A 15,149-nucleotide genomic window follows, 5' to 3' on the forward strand; every position below is an offset into this window, starting at 1 on the left:
GAGTTCCCCGGCCAGCCAGTTGAGATTGCGCCAGCTGCCGCCATAGCCGTGGGACAGCACGACGAGAGGGTTGCGTTCGTGATCCGGAGCGGCATCGGTGATGGCCGGAATGCCGACGAACGCGCGATTCTCACCAACGGAGCCGGACGGGGCGGTGTCCCGGGTCGGGTACCACAGGCTGATACTCAATGGGCGCGGGCCGTCGGCATCGATGACGATTCGGCGGAATCCGATCCCGCTCGCCTGTGCGGTGGCAGCCGTCAGAAACAGGAATGCACGGAGGGCGAAAACAAGTCTGAGCATTGCGGGCCTCGTGATGGCGTGAGCCCACATTGGCCTGCACCGGAATGGCGAGCGCCGCGACCTGAAACACGATTCAGGACCAGGCAAAACGTCGGAAGCGCAGCGTGCTTCCACGTCGCAGACGTTCGGCACTGCGGCATGCCGCGTTCGAACGAACAGAAGCATACATGACCGCGCCTGGCCACAGCCGAAGGCCGGGATTGGGCCGGCGCGTCGCCCGACTGGCACTCACTGCAACATGGGCAGCACGACGCTGTCGTTCTAAGCGTATTGCGCGAGCCCGTGACCAAAGGACCAGTTCTCTTTCTCGCCCTCTATAAGATTCACGAACACATCCTCCGGCCGGATGCCCGGGCTTTCGCCCAGCAGCTCCGCGATCCGCCGGAACAGGGCCTTCTTCTGCTCCACGGTCCGGGTGTTCCTCGCGCTGATCTGGATCAGCACGAGATCATCGCTGCGGGCGATATCGAGATACGATGCGCCGTAACGGAAGTTCGCGGCGTCATGTTCGCTGATGGCCATGAACTGGTCGCCCTCCGGCACGTCGAACGTGTCACGCATGGCCTGGTAGAGACCGTCGCAGATCGCCCTGCGGTAAGCTTCCGATTTCCCGGTACGCATCGAGATGTGAACGAGCGGCATCAGACATTCCCTCCATTCATGTGCTGGCTTTGACATTAGCTGCCGGCAGATTATTTTGATATGGTATGGAGAATTATATCTATGATAATGATTTGAAATGATTGAGCGCCCCCTCGACCTGGATGCCGTCCGGGCTTTCGTTCACATCGTCGAGCTTGACAGCTTCACGCGCGCGGCCGAGGCCATGCGGACCACGCAGGGCGCCATCAGCCTGAAGCTGAAGCGGCTTGAGGACAGGCTCGGCTGCCGGCTGATCGAGCGCACGCCCCGGTACGTGCAGCTTTCAGCGCGGGGCGCGGCTTTCCTCGAATACGCCCGCGAACTCCTGAAGGCCCATGACCGTGCGCTCGCCGTATTCGTCGAAGCCCGGCAGCGTCTCACCATCGGCATCAGCGATCATGTCGCGGGGCCCGAACTCCCTGCTCTTATCGCGCGCATGAATGCGCAAGACCCCCAGCTGTTGATCGAAATCAGGATCGGAACGTCGGGCGACCTGCTGCAAAGCTTCGACCGGCGGGAGCTCGACACGGTCATCGTCCGCCTTCATGTCGGCCGCAGCGATGGAGAAGTGCTGACGGAGGAAAAGTTCGGCTGGTTCGCGGCACCAAGCTGGCAGCATCGGGCGGGCGAGCCCCTGCCGCTTTGCACCATGGCCGAGCCTTGTGGCGTGCGCGCGCTGGCCGGACGGATACTCGATACGGCAGGCGTGCCCTGGTCGGAAATTTTCGTCGGTGGCGGTGTTGCGGCCGTCTCCGCCGCCGTTACTGCCGGACTGGGTGTTGCCGCGCTGGCGCCGCGCATGTTGCCGTTCGGCGCGGTGGACGTCGGCCCGAGGCTCGGCTTGCCCGATCTGCCGCGCCTGCCGGTCCTGCTGCATTCGAGGATCAGGGAAGGGCGGTCACGCGATGCAATTGCCGCTCTCTCGGCTGCCTTCAGAAGCGTGGCGCGGGATTAGTCACGGGTCCGGAGGGAGTGAGAATGCGGCGGTCACATCGTCCCGCATCGTGACTATTGCGGGCGAGCGCGGCTGCGGCAAGCGCGAATGGCCGGTTCCGGGAAGCGGTTGGCGACGGCTGCATGGCAAGAATGGGGCCTAGCGCTGCTTGAACGCGACCTCGGGCGGACGGGCAACGCCAGAGCGACGTTGCTGCACTGCCGCAAGACGGCCCCGCGTCCCATTGCGGACATGCGAAAGGAGGAGCAATATCTCCAAACCGAAAAACTTGGAATTCGAGATTGGAAAGCAAGACAATGATTTCGATCGACCGACTGGATCATCTCGTCTTGACCGTCGCGGACATTGAGCGAACCTGCGCATTCTATCATGATTTGTTAGGATTCAACATCGTCACCTTCGGACAAGGCAGGAAGGCCCTGACCTTTGGAGGTCAGAAATTCAATCTCCATCAATCGGGTAAGGAGTTTGAGCCAAGAGCGGCCCATCCCACGCCGGGATCAGCAGACCTGTGCCTGATCACGGAAACTCCGTTGGATGAGGTCGTCGCACAACTAGCCCGCGCAGGTATCGAGATCGAAGAAGGACCGGTTCCACGCACTGGCGCAACGGGTGCTATCGAATCAATCTACATCCGTGATCCGGATCTCAATTTGATTGAGATCGCCAACTATTGCGACTGACCACTTCATCTGCATAACTGTCAAATAAAGCGTTTTCAAACAAAGCGGATACCGGTTTTCGTGAAGAAATATATTTAAATCAAAAACTTAAAGCATTTCTGCGCTTCAACAAAACATCGAAATGCTCTATATCGCGTCACTGATGTCAAACATTAAACAGATAAAATGCTTACGAAAATCCCCTTAAATAGGCTCGTTGCTTTCGGTCGGCGCGGTGCGCAGCCGGGATCACCTGCCGTCCGCCTCGAAAACCCCTAACAGAACCTCGGGGACTGCTGGCCGGGTTTATTGGCCTCCCGCTGTGTCGCCGATCCTCGCTGACGCGACCAGCATCGACTGCGTTCGGCCCCTTGCGGAGAAACCATTCCCTCGACCATGTTCAACCCCGAGGTTTTGTTAGGGGTTCCGTGCCTCTATTTTCCTTCACAACTTCTTGAACCGGATGCCTATTACAACAGGTTTGCAGAGATTGGCAGCAAGATCATCGTGCTTACACATTCTGGCAACGGGGTGGCGATAGAATGAAGCGCCCGCCATGGGGCGGCAGCCAAATCCTGAACTGAATGAGGCCATGTTTCGTTTGGATAATTCACGTGCACTTTTATCACGAACGCTATCGTGGAGAACCATACCATGACCAAGGGATCGGACCTGTTCGTCGCCGCGCTGGAGAACGAGGGCGTGGACCGCATCTTCGGCGTGCCGGGCGAGGAAAACCTTGACCTCATCGAGTCGCTGCGAAACTCGCGCATCGAACTGGTCCTGACGCGTCATGAGCAGGCGGCCGCCTTCATGGCCGCGACGCATGGGCGCCTGACCGGCAGGCCCGGCGTCTGCCTTGCCACGCTTGGTCCGGGGGCGCTCAATTTCTCGACCGGCGCGGCCTACGCCCATCTCGGCGCCATGCCGATGATCCTCATCACCGGCCAAAAGCCCGTGAGAAGCGCCAAGCAGGCTCGCTTCCAGATCGTGGACATCGTCGCTTCGATGAAGCCGCTGACCAAGATGACGCGCCAGATCGTCAGCGCGGCCAGCATCCCCGCGACGGTACGGGACGCATTCCGAACCGCGGCGGAGGAGCGGCCGGGACCGGTCCATCTCGAACTTCCCGAGGATGTCGCAGCCGAGGAAGCCGGGACCGCCTCCATCATTCCCCGCCACACGCTGGAGCGTCCTGTCGCCCCTGCCGCTGCACTCGACAAGGCCGTAGAGACGATCGTCGCGGCAAAGCGGCCCCTCGTCATGATCGGCGCCGCAGGGAACCGCCCGTCACTGGTCGAGGCGCTATCGACCTTCATCAAACGCACCCGGCTGCCGTTTTTCAACACGCAGATGGGCAAGGGTGCCGTCACCGGTGGCTCTGATTTCTATATGGGCACTGCCGCACTCTCTGAAGGCGATTATGTCCATGAGGCTGTCGAGCGCGCCGACCTGATCATCGCCATCGGCCATGACACGGTCGAGAAGCCGCCCTTCCTGATGAAAAGCGCTGGCGGACCCAAGGTCATCCATCTTGGCTACCAATCCGCCACGGTCGAGCAGGTCTATCACCCGGATATCGAGGTGATCGGCGATATCGGGGCTTCTGTCGAGGCGCTTGGCGAGCGGCTGGAAGGTCGCCTGTCCCCCGACGCGGGGATGCTCGAGCTGCGTCAGAAGATCCTCGCCCGCATCAATGACCGGGCCGAGGAGGACCGTTTCCCGGTCACACCCCAGCGCATTGTCCACGATGTCCGCAAGGTCATGCCGGAGGATGGCATCGTCTGCCTCGACAACGGCATGTACAAGATCTGGTTCGCCCGCAACTATCGCACCCATGTCGCCAACACGTTGCTGCTCGATAATGCGCTTGCGACGATGGGCGCCGGCTTGCCCTCGGCGATGATGGCGGCGATGCTTCATCCGAACCGCCGCATCATGGCGGTCTGTGGCGATGGCGGCTTCATGATGAACTCGCAGGAGATGGAAACGGCGGTGCGGCTTGGGCTGAACCTCGTCGTGGTGATCCTGAACGACAGCGCCTATGGCATGATCCGCTGGAAGCAGGCGGTGGATGGCTTCCCGGATTTCGGCATGAGCTTCGGCAATCCCGATTTCGTACGCTATGCTGAGGCCTATGGCGCGAAGGGATCCCGCGTGACCGCGGTCGAGGATCTCGTGCCAACGCTTGAGGCCGCCTTCGCCGGCGGTGGTGTCCATCTGGTGGATGTGCCGATCGACTATTCCGAAAACACCCGCGTGCTGGTCGATGAGTTGCGCAACCGTACGCCAGATGTGGAATGCGCATGAAAAACTGGCCACGGCGTCGCGCGGCCATTCCGGTAAGCGCCCGAAATGCAAGGAGACGGAGCAATGCTGAAAGTCGTGCAGGCTTACGATCGGGCGCCGATTACCGAGATCGAGATCGACGACGCCAAGGCACTGGAACGCAAGCTGCAAGCCGCCGAGCGGGTCTTCAAGGATCGCGACAGCTGGCTCCAGCCGCATCAGCGCGTTGCCGTTCTACGCAAGCTGGCCGCGCTGATGGACGGCAAACGCGATCATTTCGCCATGCAGATCGCACGTGAAGGCGGCAAGCCGCTTCCTGACGCCATCATCGAAACCAATCGCGCTATCGACGGCGTCCACAATGCCGCCGACGAACTGCGCAATTTCGCCGGCCGCGAAATTCCGATGGGGCTGTCGGCAGCGGCCGAGAACCGCTGGGCCTTCACGACAAAGGAACCCATCGGCATTGTCGCGGCAATCTCGGCCTTCAATCATCCGCTGAACCTGATCGTCCATCAGGTCGCACCGGCGATCGCGGTCGGCTGCCCTGTCATCGTCAAGCCGGCGATCACGACGCCGCTTTCTTGCCTTGACTTCGTGGCGCTGGTCCACGAGGCCGGACTGCCCGAGGCGTGGTGCCAGAGTTTTCTTCCGGAGGGCAACGAACTGGCCGAAAAGCTGGCAACCGACAGACGCGTCGCCTTCCTGAGCTTCATCGGGTCGGCCAGGGTCGGCTGGTCGCTCCACGCAAAGCTCGCCCCAGGCGCGCGCTCTGCGCTGGAACATGGCGGCGCCGCACCCGCTATCGTCGACCGCAGCGCCGATCTCGGCAAGACCATCGAGCCGATCGTCAAGGGCGGCTATTACCATGCCGGACAGGTTTGCGTGTCGACACAGCGGATCTATGTGCACAAGGACATCGCAGACGAGTTCACGCAAAGGCTTGTCGCCCGCGTCGAAAAACTGCGCACTGCGGACCCCGTGCTGGAGGACACCGAAGTGGGGCCACTCATCCAGCCGCGCGAGGCAGATCGCGTCTCGGACTGGATCGAGGAGGCGATCAAGGGCGGCGGCACCCTGGCGACCGGCGGCAAACGCCTCTCCGAGACAACCCTGCAGCCGGCTGTGCTGCTCGACCCCGCCGCCGACGCAAAGATATCGACACTGGAGATTTTCGGCCCGGTGGTTGCGGTCTATCGCTATGGCGAACTCGACGACGCCATCAGACAGGCCAACGCCCTTCCAACCGCCTTCCAGGCCAGCGTATTCGCCCAGGACATTGATGTCGCAATGCGGGCTGCCGATCGTCTCGATGCATCGGCCGTGATGATCAACGATCCCACGGCCTTTCGAACCGACTGGATGCCCTTCGCAGGCCGCAAGGAGTCCGGATACGGCACCGGCGGCATCCCCTATACCATGCGTGACATGACGCAGGAGAAGATGGTCCTGCTGCGAAGAGGCTGATGAGACCGCGGGGACAGATACAGTTAGCTGTTTCAATACTGCAACTATCGTAATGAGGATAGACGCGTCGCACTGTGGTTTTAGACGATCGAGAACGGTATTTATGGAACATGCATATTCTCTCATCTGTCGGAATAGATCATGCGGCGACTGCTGAACCGGAAAGCCTTCAAGGGTCCGGGCCGGGCGGAAATATCCGCATGGCTGCAAACAGGATTGCGAGGATTTCGTCAGGTTCAGGCTTCGAGACGCCGGATAAGGTCGAGCATGACAGGCGCGCCCGGCAGAGGCAGTGTGGCGCTGACTTCGGGAATGAGAAGCTCCGCAAGCCCCGGCAGGGTCGTGGCGGTCTGTTCGCCGAGAGGGCCACGGAAACCGTGGTTGGTCCAGGCTATGGCCTGAAGCTCGGGTGTGAGCAGGGCATCGATGAGGGCCGTCGCCTGGGTGTCGAGGGCAAGCAGGGGATGAGCCGAGTAGACCGTGGGGCGCGGATAGATCAGCAGCGGCTTCACCCCCCTGCCCGCCTGGACGCGCTCCCACCGCGTCTGGTCAGCCTGCGCCCATTCCACGAGCTGGTTCTCATAGCCCACGATCATCGGCTCGCTGCCGGGGCCGCCGGCGATGTACTGGTCGAAGAGCTTCCCCGAACTTGGGGACTTGAACCCCATCTGATCGAAGACGGTCCTGACCGTGTCGAAATGCCTGTCGAGATCGCCAGCATCCGGCACCGAGCCCGTCAGGGCGCTGAGCACCAGACCCGCGAACATGAAACCCGAGTTGGACCGGTTTGGATCCGTCGAGGAAATGCGGATCGCACCGTAGAGCGACGGAACGCCGACATCCTGCCAGGGGGTGCGGGAGGCGATGGCCCGGATCAGCCCGCCCGTGTCGATCTCGTGGTGGCCATCCGCCGTCCGCGTGACGAGCCCCGCGCCGACGAGGCCGTCGACGACGCTGCTCCAGGAGTAGATTACGATTGGCGTGTTGAGAATTGTCTGGTCCCTGACCACGGGCAGGCCGTTCATCTTCGCCAGTTCCGTCATGACCGACGAAGACGGCCACAGGAAATCCGGCTGCTGGTCGATGAGCGACTTCTGCCGCACCATTTCGATCGAGCCGGCGATGGTGCTATGCAGCACAATCCCGCGTTGCCTGAGAAGATCGGCGACCCGGGGATTGGCGAGATACGGCTGCTTCTCGCCGCCGACGAATCCCCTCAGTTCGGTGGCGTTGCCCGTGAGTCCGCGCAGAAGCGGGTTATCCTTCAGCGCCACGTAGGCCCCGGTTCCGACAATTCCGGCACCGATCAGGACGCCCCCGAGAGCGCGACGCGGCAGTGTCATTCCTTGATATCCTGCTTGAGTGAGGCGTCTATCAGGCGAAGCTGGACGTCCAGTGCCGACAGCTCGGTTTCCACAAGCGTTTCGGCATATTGGTCGAAGACGGTGTCGAGCCTGTCCACAACGCTCGACAACTCGCGCAGCCGGTTGGGGTCCGGCCGGGACTGGCCGTGAACGATGAGATATCCTTCCGCGATACGCACGGTTTGCGGCAGATAATAGCTGACGAAACGCCCCACGGAAGGCGCCTTCCGCGGGTTCTTTTCGATGTGCGACAATATCCGCGCGCCCGTCTCGGCGAGATGGGAGAGCCGCTCCGTCATCTCGTGTCCGGGCATGTCCCGCGCCAGCCCGCGCAACCTGCGCACGTGAGCATCGCCGTCCTTGATCAGGGCGGCGGCGAACTCGAGTTGCCCCTTGCTTATCCCCCTGAATGAAAGGCCCTCGAACAAGCGTCTCGGAGAGAGCAGGAGCGCGATGCCGAGAAAGAGCAGGATGGCAACGGCTGACGACACGACCAGCGGAATACCTGCGCCGATCGTGAGAACAGGAACGCTCAGCGCACCGACGACGCCGCCCGCGACCCATTGCCAGTCGTTCCGCGACAGCGTGGGCATCAATTGTACCCCCGCATCGACCGGAATGCGTCGATCAGATCACGCCGTCCGTCGAAGACCCGGCCGCCGGTCTCATCGGCGAGCTCGCCGAGCTGCCGCTCGTCCGCGTCGGCAAAGGTGATCCCGAAGACGGGCGGCTTCGTGCTGCTTTCCCAGGCTTGCCGGAAGGCTGCAATGTCTCCCTGGCTTTTCCCGTCGGACATGATCACGATGGCCGGCAAGTATTCCTCGTTCTTGTTGAGCTCGTCGACGCGCTGCAGCGCCCTGACCGCGCAGGCGTAGATGTCCGTTCCTCCGCTGGCGTAAAGGGTTTCAACGGCAGTGAGCATCGGAGCCTGCTCCTCCTCGACACCCGTCGCCTGGAATTCCCGGCGTGGGCGGGAGTCGAAGGGAATGATGACGATGCGATCCTGCGGCGACCACTGCACGAGTTGCCGTTTCATCTCTTCGGGTGTCAGCAGGAATGTCATCGCCTCGCGCAACTGCCGCTCGCCTTCCCCGCTCATCGAGCCCGAGTAATCGAGACACATGACCGTGACCGAGGGCCGTCGCAAGGCACTCTGGTACAGATCGAGCGCTTGCCTGATCACGTCGGGCTCGGGCATCCGGATGGTCGAGATGAGCCTTTCCGGATTGAAGTTCCAATCAGGCTCCGCCTGCGGCGTGGCGTTGGAGGCGGACCCGAAGGGCAGCCGGCGCCCCGTTTCGGCAATGCGCTTCTGGATATCCGGCGACGTCAGGTGAGCCTGAAGCTTGAGGAAGAACTCTTCGGTTTCCTGCTGTCCCGTCCGGTCGACGAACCCAAGAGGCGAATCCGCGACGGCAACGCCTTCCCTCGGGTAAATCGCGTAGAGCAGTTCCCTCCCCTCGTCCCGAAGCTGGTTGTTGACGTCACGGATCGTGACTTCGTAGTTCCACATGCCATCGTAGCGAGCGCCGTGCCGCGTGGAGGCGACATAGAGATCGGCGAGCCACCCCGATGACCCCGACGAACGCTGGATGCCCTTCAGCAATGTTCTTACTGTCTCGGTCGTGGCCGGGTCGTCGAGGTCCTGCCGCCTGATCGTGTCGCCGTGGGTGACGGCGGCGGAGAGCATGGCAAGGTAGGCGCTCGCCCCCGAATTGGACTGGGTTGCCGACGTCATCAGGTAGCCGAGCTTGCCGTCCCTGATAGCGGCGACGATGTCGGTCATCGAGACGTCCCGGCCGATCCAGCCGAGTTCGCGCGCGAGGGACTCGCGGACGCCGAGGATGACCGGGTTCTGGGCAATGGACGCCAGATGGCGGACCTTGCGTTCCTGGTCGAATATGTTGATCCAGATGCTCGCCGCGGGCCACACGGCGTCGTACTTCTGTTCCGACTCGGAGAGCGAGAGACCGATGTCGAGCGACCCGAGATAGGTGACGGAACAGTCGCGCCGCTGCTCGGCACAGAATTCCTGAACGATCGGTTCCAGATCCCGGTTTTCCGAGCCCGCGACGATGGCGAACGTCCCCTCCCGGGTGTTGTCCGAACATGCGCCCAGCGTCAGCAGGCACAGAAAGGCGGCGATGAATTTGCGCATAGCCGTTTCCTCAGGAGGATGTGAGGGCCTTCTTCAGGTCGTTCGTCATGTGCTCAAGCTGTTTTTCCGCCTCGGCTCGCTTCTGCTGCCCTTCCTGCTGTATCCTGATGACCGACTGGATGGTGTCGACAAGATCCTTGTTGGCGTTCTGGAGCGCCTCGATGCTGACAATCCCCTTCTGTGATTGCTTCTCGATGGAGATGGCCTGATCCTTCATCATCTCGGCCGCCTGCTGGATCATCTTGTCGGTCGCATCGGTAACAGCTTCCTGCAATTCCAGCGCCTTCCGCTGACGGTGAAGGCCGAGCAGGATGACCATCTTCTGCTTCCAGGCGGGCACGGTGAGCGTCGTCGTGGCCTGGAGATTCTCGATCAGCGTCTGGTCGCCCGACTGGATGATGCGGATCTGCGGAAGCTGCTGGATCGCGATCTGGCGCGCCTGCTGCAGGTAATAGACCCGCTTCTCCAGCCGGTCGATGGCTTGCGCGGCGTCCTGATATTTCTGCGCGGCGATTGCGTCGCCCGATTCGGTTGCCGCCTTCTGCAACTCCGGCAGGGTGGACGCCCTGTACTGTTCGGAGAATGACTTGCCGGCCTCGATGTGGGCGTCCAGCCCCCGCAGGGACGTCAGGGTGCGGTCGTAGAGGTCATCGAACAGGGCGATATCCTGTGTGAGCACGTCCTTGTGCCGATCAAGTTCCAGGCCGATGCGGTCGATCTGGCTCGCGACGTCCTGGAAGCGCATCGAGAACTTCTCAAGCTCCCGCTCGGCGGAGCTGAAGATGCGGGAGAGGAAGCCCCTTTCCTTGATGGAGGCAGGGTCCAGATCCTTCGACTTGAGCAGGATCTCATTGAGGAGCGTTCCAGCCTCTCCGATGTCCTTGGACTGGATCTGGGCAAGAATGCTGTCAACATAGCGGGTGACGTCGCGCTGGGCGCCATCGCCGTAGGTGGCGATGGCCGCGCGATCGCCGATGTCGATCGACCCCGCTATGCGGGCCACCTCGGTCGGATCGGCTGCGGGAACCGGAAGCCCCTCTGCCCGGGTCTGAAGACTGTTGGATGACGCCATGATGCAAACCCTGTTTGAAGAGCAGGAAATCTCATATGTTCGTTGTGACCAGTTAATATGACAATTTTGTTGCACGCACCGCGCTGCGGGCCGCTGACAGCCGGTTGGATGCCCATTGGAGGCTGCATGCTGAATGAGGGCGCCAGTAACCGGCCCTCACGCGCACTCGCGATCCAGGCGATCGCCGTCGAAATCCCGAACCGGGCCGCAGCCGATTTGCCGACATTCTCTCCCGCGAAGCGGCCAGAACGCGGCTGCGAAGATCATTGCTCAAGGTGCGCGCTACGCTTCGACTGATCGGCGTCATTCCTGTGGCGAACAGGCCGACCGACCCGCATCCAGGCGGCTGCCGCTCCCCAGGTGACATGACCGTCACATGCACCCTTAATAATAGCGCCGCCAGACCTCAAGGAGATGACGAGTCGCGCCCCATGACGGCCAAGCTTGATTGCCCCAGTTGCGGCGCCAGGGCGATGTCCGCGCGGGACAAGCTGCTCTGGCTCGAGCCCGCTACCGGAATACCCTGCAGGAATTGCGGACAAAAACTCACTCTACCTTACTGGGGCTGGCAGGTCGGAGCCGTGCCCTTCTACCTGCTGGTCATCCTGGGCTTTGCGGGGCATGTCCGCTCCTGGGCCATATTTTTGCCCGCAGCAGCGGCGGGCATTGCCATCTTCCTTTTCAGCAAGGTCTTCCTGGTCCCTCTCGTGCCTGCGCGGCGCAGCAAGTGGACGCCTTATCCCTGGCGGAACAAGCGAAGCAGGTAACGGAATGCGAAAATATCTGAAAATTCTCGTCATCACGGTCTGCTTGCTGGTGGTCGCAGCGTTCGCGGTGCTGTTGATGCGACGCATGCTCACGCCCGACTACACCGTCTACAATCGCGAGCGCTGGATCAATGAAAAGTCCGCGCACCCCTCCGACAATCGACGCTCGCTCATGATACGCGATATCGAGCGCCGGCTCCGGGTCGGCATGACGCAACTCGAGGTCGTAGACCTGCTGGGGCTGCCGGACGGGCCTCGCGGGGAAAAGTTTGGATATGGCCTCGGCACACCGGGTTTCGCGGGAGACTATGACGTCTTCATCGTCGAGTTCGACGCCGACAGGAAAGTCACGCGGTGGTACGTCCTGCCCGGTTGAACCCCATACGCGCCGTCATGACCGGTCCGTCACCCCTTCCTGCCGGAGGAAGTCGCCGATGCCAGCCATGCGTTCCCGGGCCGACGATGCCCAGAGCGCCAGCCGCGCATCGAACGGCATGACGAGATGCGCCAAGGCCCATCCGGTCAGCGCTTCGGCGGATACGAGCGTCTCCATGCGCTCGATTTCGAAGCCGGAAACGGGGAGCGGTCCGACCCTGGCATGGGCGAGGCCGGACCGCCTTGCCGCAGCAAGCAGCGCCGCGCGACATGCGGCAATGTCGGATTCGTCCGCGGCCCTGTCCGCGGCCATGTCGGGCTTCTCCAGCACAGTCACCCGGGCCTGGTCGAGAACGGTGCCGGGGCCGACCGCGAGAATGCGTGCAGCCGCGAGCCCCGTCAGGGCAAGCGAGGTGCCGCGCCCGCGCATCCAGGAGCGGCCTGATGCGCGGGCGAGGACCGCCAGAGCGCCGGGCTCCAGCTTCGTGGCCAGAATCAATCCGGGTTCCCTGTCCCCCCTCCTGGGATAGGCCACGTCGGCGACCTCCTCGGAAACCGGCAGCGAGGCGGAAAGGCCCGGTAGCAGCGCGATCTCCGGGGGCACGACAAGCGCGGCAAACGTATCGCCATCCGGCGTCTTGGCCTGCCACAGAAACCGGGCGTCGGTCTCCATGCTTTGCGGCTGCCGCGGTATCCACTCCCTGAACGGCCGAAGTCCGGGCGGGGTGTCGGCCACCGGAATGCCGGCGATGCTCTCCACGGCCTCGAACGTCACCACATAGTCCGGCAGATCCGCCGCTTCCGGTTCCGCGCGATCGACGGGGTGGACGGTCACACGATAGGAGCCGTTGGCAAGCTCGAACCAGTCATCGACGATCTCGTCCGGGTCCACCACCTGGCTGGCGCCGGGCAGGGCATTGGTATTGTCGAGCAGGATGCGGCCGTGCCGAACGAGAAGGGGAAATGCCCATGATGCACACGCATGCGCCCGCTCTTCCGCGGTGAGGGAATCCGTCGTGAGCCTGACCGCATACCCGCCATCGGAACCCGTTCCCCACGCGATCAACCGGCCGGCAGCGGATTCGCGGCGATAGGCGAAGTCGTATCCGTACCAAGCAATGGGATCATTGTCGCGATGCGCGAGATCGTCCGGATGGAACAGCAGCAGATGCGCCACGTCGGTGCCGACCATTATCGTCTTTTCCATAGCTTGAGGCTCCCGAGTCTCCCGTTTCGCCCTGCCGCCGTTTCCCGGCAGTCAAGTCGGAACAGATGCGAAAACGGCGGTATTGCCGCAAAATACCCTATTCTTTTTCATGGATCTTGCGGGAGGATGACACCATCTTCCGTCACCCATGCGACGGACTGAAGAGCGGCAACCGTCCATCGGGGGGGCGTCGGTCTCCTGGCGCTCTCAGCGGTCAGGACCCATGAAGCGGGTCACTCCCATGTCACTGGCGCGATCTAAGCCTCTTGTAAAACGTTTCCGATGAAAGGAAATGGTCATGCGAGGCTCACTCCGCCTGCTCGCCAAGCAGGCAGCCATCGCTTTGACGGCTGCGCTCGTGGCATTGCCCGCCTTCGCCCAGACAGACGCCGTCAAGCAGGAATTGGGTGCCTTCTTCAACGTCTATCTCGGCCGTTCGCTGTCGCAAGCCGAGCTCGACCGCGTCACTGGCGAGTTTCAGGCGTCGTTCGGCGACGCGCAAACTTGCGACGCGGCGTGCCGCAAGGCGCTCGCGAACCTCGGCTTCAGCCGCTCGACCCTGGCGCAGTCGCCGGGGTCGCCTGAAGCGCTCATGATCCGCCATGCCCATATCGCTGCGACGTGGTTCGACCCGCGCGACCGGGGAACCCTGCTGCGGAAGCTGCTGGTCGAGCCCGACCCGGTCTTCGTCGCCCATTGGGGAAGCCGCCGGCTCATGACGCAGCGCGATCTCGATGCGATTCTCTATCTGGATGAGCTTTCCAACACCGGGAAGCTGCCGAGGTCAGGAAGGATCGATTCCGCGAAGCGTGCCAGAGCGATCACTCTGCTGAAGCGTTTCGAGGCGAAGGGCATGCCTCCCCTGCCTCTGAGCACGGTGATCGCCGCGGAACTGCGGAGCGGCATCGAGAGGCATTGGTCCGGTCTTTCACCGGCGAAGCGCAAGCAGGTGGTCAACTACCTCAAGCAGGGCGCGAAGGCCCCCATGCCGGGCGCGCTCTACAGCCAGCTTCTCGGCGTGTCCCCCAAGGAGGGCCAGCGGCTTGCCGCCGCCGAGACCGCGGCCGCTGCTCCACGACCGGCGCGGGCACGCTCTGGCGGCGGACTATCTTCGTCGACGCTGAGCCGGTATCTCGGTCTCATGGGTGCGGCGACGACCACCGGCATCATCGTCAACGGAAGCGTGGGCGTGGGCCGGTAGGCGGCGCGGTCACCCGCGCCCACGTCGCTTTCGACCGCCAGACGACGCTACTACCGCTGGATCGAGATGGGCGTATTCGACCGCCTGTTCGAGAGTACGTTCCGATCAAATGGAATCATTTGATCGATAAGAATTCGCTCGATATCAAAGAGTTAGATCATGTCAGCGTCTCTATCAAACGATGATACGATCTAGCCTTGTTCCCACTCAGATGCACTCCAGCGCGACGGCGATGCCTTGTCCGACGCCGATGCACATGGTGGCGAGCGCCCACCGGCCGCCGCACAGCGACAGCTCCAGCGCCGCCGTGCCGGTGATGCGCATCCCCGACATGCCGAGCGGATGGCCGAGTGCGATAGCGCCGCCGTTGGGGTTCACGCGCGGGTCGTCGTCGGCGATGCCGAGATCGCGCAGCCTGGCAAGGCCCTGGCTGGTGACGGCCTCGTTCAGCTCGATCACGTCGAATTCCGCCACGGACAGCTCGAGCCGCACCATGAGCTTCTTCGATGCCGGTGCTGGGCGGATGCCCATGATGCGCGGCGGCACGCCCGTCCTCGCCTCGCCCAGCACGCGCGCCATCGGGGTGAGGCCGTATCGGGCTGCCGCCTTGGCGCTGGCGGCGATCAGCGCCAAGGCGCGGCCGCAGCCTTCGCCCGTGGGCGCAGGGCGGAGGGGGCCTGGTGCGCG

The 15,149-nt window shown here is 62.7% G+C and carries 13 protein-coding genes and 2 pseudogenes; 7 read left to right on the forward strand and 8 right to left on the reverse strand.

The annotated features are described in order from the left end of the window. Together ACUSIJ_RS28955 and ACUSIJ_RS28960 are read right to left on the reverse strand one after the other, a co-directional pair. A pseudogene (locus ACUSIJ_RS28955) lies at positions 1-303 on the reverse strand (lipoprotein signal peptide); the annotation flags it as partial. Positions 304-564: 261 nt separating this feature from the next. Beyond that, complete coding sequence (locus tag ACUSIJ_RS28960; protein WP_449311887.1) at positions 565-945, reverse strand: tautomerase family protein; 381 nt, start codon at positions 943-945, stop codon at positions 565-567. A gap of 97 nt (positions 946-1,042) precedes the next feature. Here ACUSIJ_RS28960 and ACUSIJ_RS28965 point away from each other — a divergent pair, with 97 nt between their 5' ends. The 4 genes from ACUSIJ_RS28965 to ACUSIJ_RS28980 all read left to right on the forward strand — a co-directional run bounded on the left by ACUSIJ_RS28965 (position 1,043) and on the right by ACUSIJ_RS28980 (position 6,318). Then, positions 1,043-1,900 (forward strand): LysR family transcriptional regulator, encoded by an 858-nt coding sequence (locus ACUSIJ_RS28965; RefSeq protein ID WP_449311888.1) that lies wholly within the window; start codon positions 1,043-1,045, stop codon positions 1,898-1,900. Between the two features lie 296 nt (positions 1,901-2,196). After that, entirely contained in the window at positions 2,197-2,583 is a 387-nt protein-coding gene (locus tag ACUSIJ_RS28970) for a VOC family protein (protein WP_449311889.1), read from the forward strand. Between the two features lie 633 nt (positions 2,584-3,216). Beyond that, entirely contained in the window at positions 3,217-4,872 is a 1,656-nt protein-coding gene (locus ACUSIJ_RS28975) for an acetolactate synthase large subunit (protein WP_449311890.1), read from the forward strand. A gap of 63 nt (positions 4,873-4,935) precedes the next feature. Next, positions 4,936-6,318, forward strand: a complete 1,383-nt coding sequence (locus ACUSIJ_RS28980) for an aldehyde dehydrogenase family protein (protein ID WP_449311891.1) — start codon at positions 4,936-4,938, stop codon at positions 6,316-6,318. Positions 6,319-6,554: 236 nt separating this feature from the next. Here the strand turns inward: ACUSIJ_RS28980 and ACUSIJ_RS28985 are convergent, their stop codons facing one another. Genes ACUSIJ_RS28985 through ACUSIJ_RS29000 form a run of 4 tightly spaced genes read right to left on the reverse strand, consistent with a single transcriptional unit; the run spans position 6,555 to position 10,912 of the window. Continuing rightward, positions 6,555-7,661: a hypothetical protein gene (locus tag ACUSIJ_RS28985; RefSeq protein WP_449311892.1), complete on the reverse strand. Its 1,107-nt coding sequence runs from the start codon at positions 7,659-7,661 to the stop codon at positions 6,555-6,557. Then, positions 7,658-8,275, reverse strand: a complete 618-nt coding sequence (locus ACUSIJ_RS28990; protein ID WP_449311893.1) for a 5-bromo-4-chloroindolyl phosphate hydrolysis family protein — start codon at positions 8,273-8,275, stop codon at positions 7,658-7,660. Before ACUSIJ_RS28990 ends, ACUSIJ_RS28985 begins: the two co-directional genes overlap by 4 nt. Then, on the reverse strand, positions 8,275-9,840 hold the full coding sequence (locus tag ACUSIJ_RS28995; protein ID WP_449311894.1) for a vWA domain-containing protein: 1,566 nt from the start codon (positions 9,838-9,840) through the stop codon (positions 8,275-8,277). The genes ACUSIJ_RS28990 and ACUSIJ_RS28995 overlap by 1 nt, the downstream gene beginning before the upstream one ends. A 10-nt stretch (positions 9,841-9,850) precedes the next feature. After that, positions 9,851-10,912: a toxic anion resistance protein gene (locus tag ACUSIJ_RS29000; RefSeq protein ID WP_449311895.1), complete on the reverse strand. Its 1,062-nt coding sequence runs from the start codon at positions 10,910-10,912 to the stop codon at positions 9,851-9,853. 431 nt (positions 10,913-11,343) lie between these two features. Between ACUSIJ_RS29000 and ACUSIJ_RS29005 the strand changes: the two genes are divergently transcribed. Next, complete coding sequence (locus ACUSIJ_RS29005; protein WP_449311896.1) at positions 11,344-11,679, forward strand: hypothetical protein; 336 nt, start codon at positions 11,344-11,346, stop codon at positions 11,677-11,679. 4 nt (positions 11,680-11,683) lie between these two features. Next, positions 11,684-12,055, forward strand: a complete 372-nt coding sequence (locus tag ACUSIJ_RS29010) for a hypothetical protein (protein WP_449311897.1) — start codon at positions 11,684-11,686, stop codon at positions 12,053-12,055. A 15-nt stretch (positions 12,056-12,070) separates the two neighbouring features. Here the strand turns inward: ACUSIJ_RS29010 and ACUSIJ_RS29015 are convergent, their stop codons facing one another. Next, positions 12,071-13,261: a DUF6386 family protein gene (locus ACUSIJ_RS29015; protein WP_449311898.1), complete on the reverse strand. Its 1,191-nt coding sequence runs from the start codon at positions 13,259-13,261 to the stop codon at positions 12,071-12,073. A 298-nt stretch (positions 13,262-13,559) separates the two neighbouring features. On the opposite strand from ACUSIJ_RS29015, the gene ACUSIJ_RS29020 reads away from it, so the two are divergent. After that, on the forward strand, positions 13,560-14,462 hold the full coding sequence (locus ACUSIJ_RS29020; RefSeq protein WP_449311899.1) for a hypothetical protein: 903 nt from the start codon (positions 13,560-13,562) through the stop codon (positions 14,460-14,462). 207 nt (positions 14,463-14,669) lie between these two features. On the opposite strand, the pseudogene ACUSIJ_RS29025 reads toward ACUSIJ_RS29020, so the two are convergent. Continuing rightward, positions 14,670-15,149, reverse strand: a pseudogene (locus ACUSIJ_RS29025) (3-oxoadipyl-CoA thiolase); the annotation flags it as partial.

It is taken from the genome of Pseudochelatococcus sp. B33, assembly GCF_053570585.1.

Excerpts from the sequence above, each read along its gene's own strand:
- ACUSIJ_RS28960 (WP_449311887.1), bottom strand. The coding sequence starts at position 945 with ATGCCGCTCGTTCACATCTCGATGCGTACCGGGAAATCGGAAGCTTAC.
- ACUSIJ_RS28965 (WP_449311888.1), top strand. The coding sequence starts at position 1,043 with ATGATTGAGCGCCCCCTCGACCTGGATGCCGTCCGGGCTTTCGTTCAC.
- ACUSIJ_RS28970 (WP_449311889.1), top strand. The coding sequence starts at position 2,197 with ATGATTTCGATCGACCGACTGGATCATCTCGTCTTGACCGTCGCGGAC.
- ACUSIJ_RS28975 (WP_449311890.1), top strand. The coding sequence starts at position 3,217 with ATGACCAAGGGATCGGACCTGTTCGTCGCCGCGCTGGAGAACGAGGGC.
- ACUSIJ_RS28980 (WP_449311891.1), top strand. The coding sequence starts at position 4,936 with ATGCTGAAAGTCGTGCAGGCTTACGATCGGGCGCCGATTACCGAGATC.
- ACUSIJ_RS28985 (WP_449311892.1), bottom strand. The coding sequence starts at position 7,661 with ATGACACTGCCGCGTCGCGCTCTCGGGGGCGTCCTGATCGGTGCCGGA.
- ACUSIJ_RS28990 (WP_449311893.1), bottom strand. The coding sequence starts at position 8,275 with ATGCCCACGCTGTCGCGGAACGACTGGCAATGGGTCGCGGGCGGCGTC.
- ACUSIJ_RS28995 (WP_449311894.1), bottom strand. The coding sequence starts at position 9,840 with ATGCGCAAATTCATCGCCGCCTTTCTGTGCCTGCTGACGCTGGGCGCA.
- ACUSIJ_RS29000 (WP_449311895.1), bottom strand. The coding sequence starts at position 10,912 with ATGGCGTCATCCAACAGTCTTCAGACCCGGGCAGAGGGGCTTCCGGTT.
- ACUSIJ_RS29005 (WP_449311896.1), top strand. The coding sequence starts at position 11,344 with ATGACGGCCAAGCTTGATTGCCCCAGTTGCGGCGCCAGGGCGATGTCC.
- ACUSIJ_RS29010 (WP_449311897.1), top strand. The coding sequence starts at position 11,684 with ATGCGAAAATATCTGAAAATTCTCGTCATCACGGTCTGCTTGCTGGTG.
- ACUSIJ_RS29015 (WP_449311898.1), bottom strand. The coding sequence starts at position 13,261 with ATGGAAAAGACGATAATGGTCGGCACCGACGTGGCGCATCTGCTGCTG.
- ACUSIJ_RS29020 (WP_449311899.1), top strand. The coding sequence starts at position 13,560 with ATGCGAGGCTCACTCCGCCTGCTCGCCAAGCAGGCAGCCATCGCTTTG.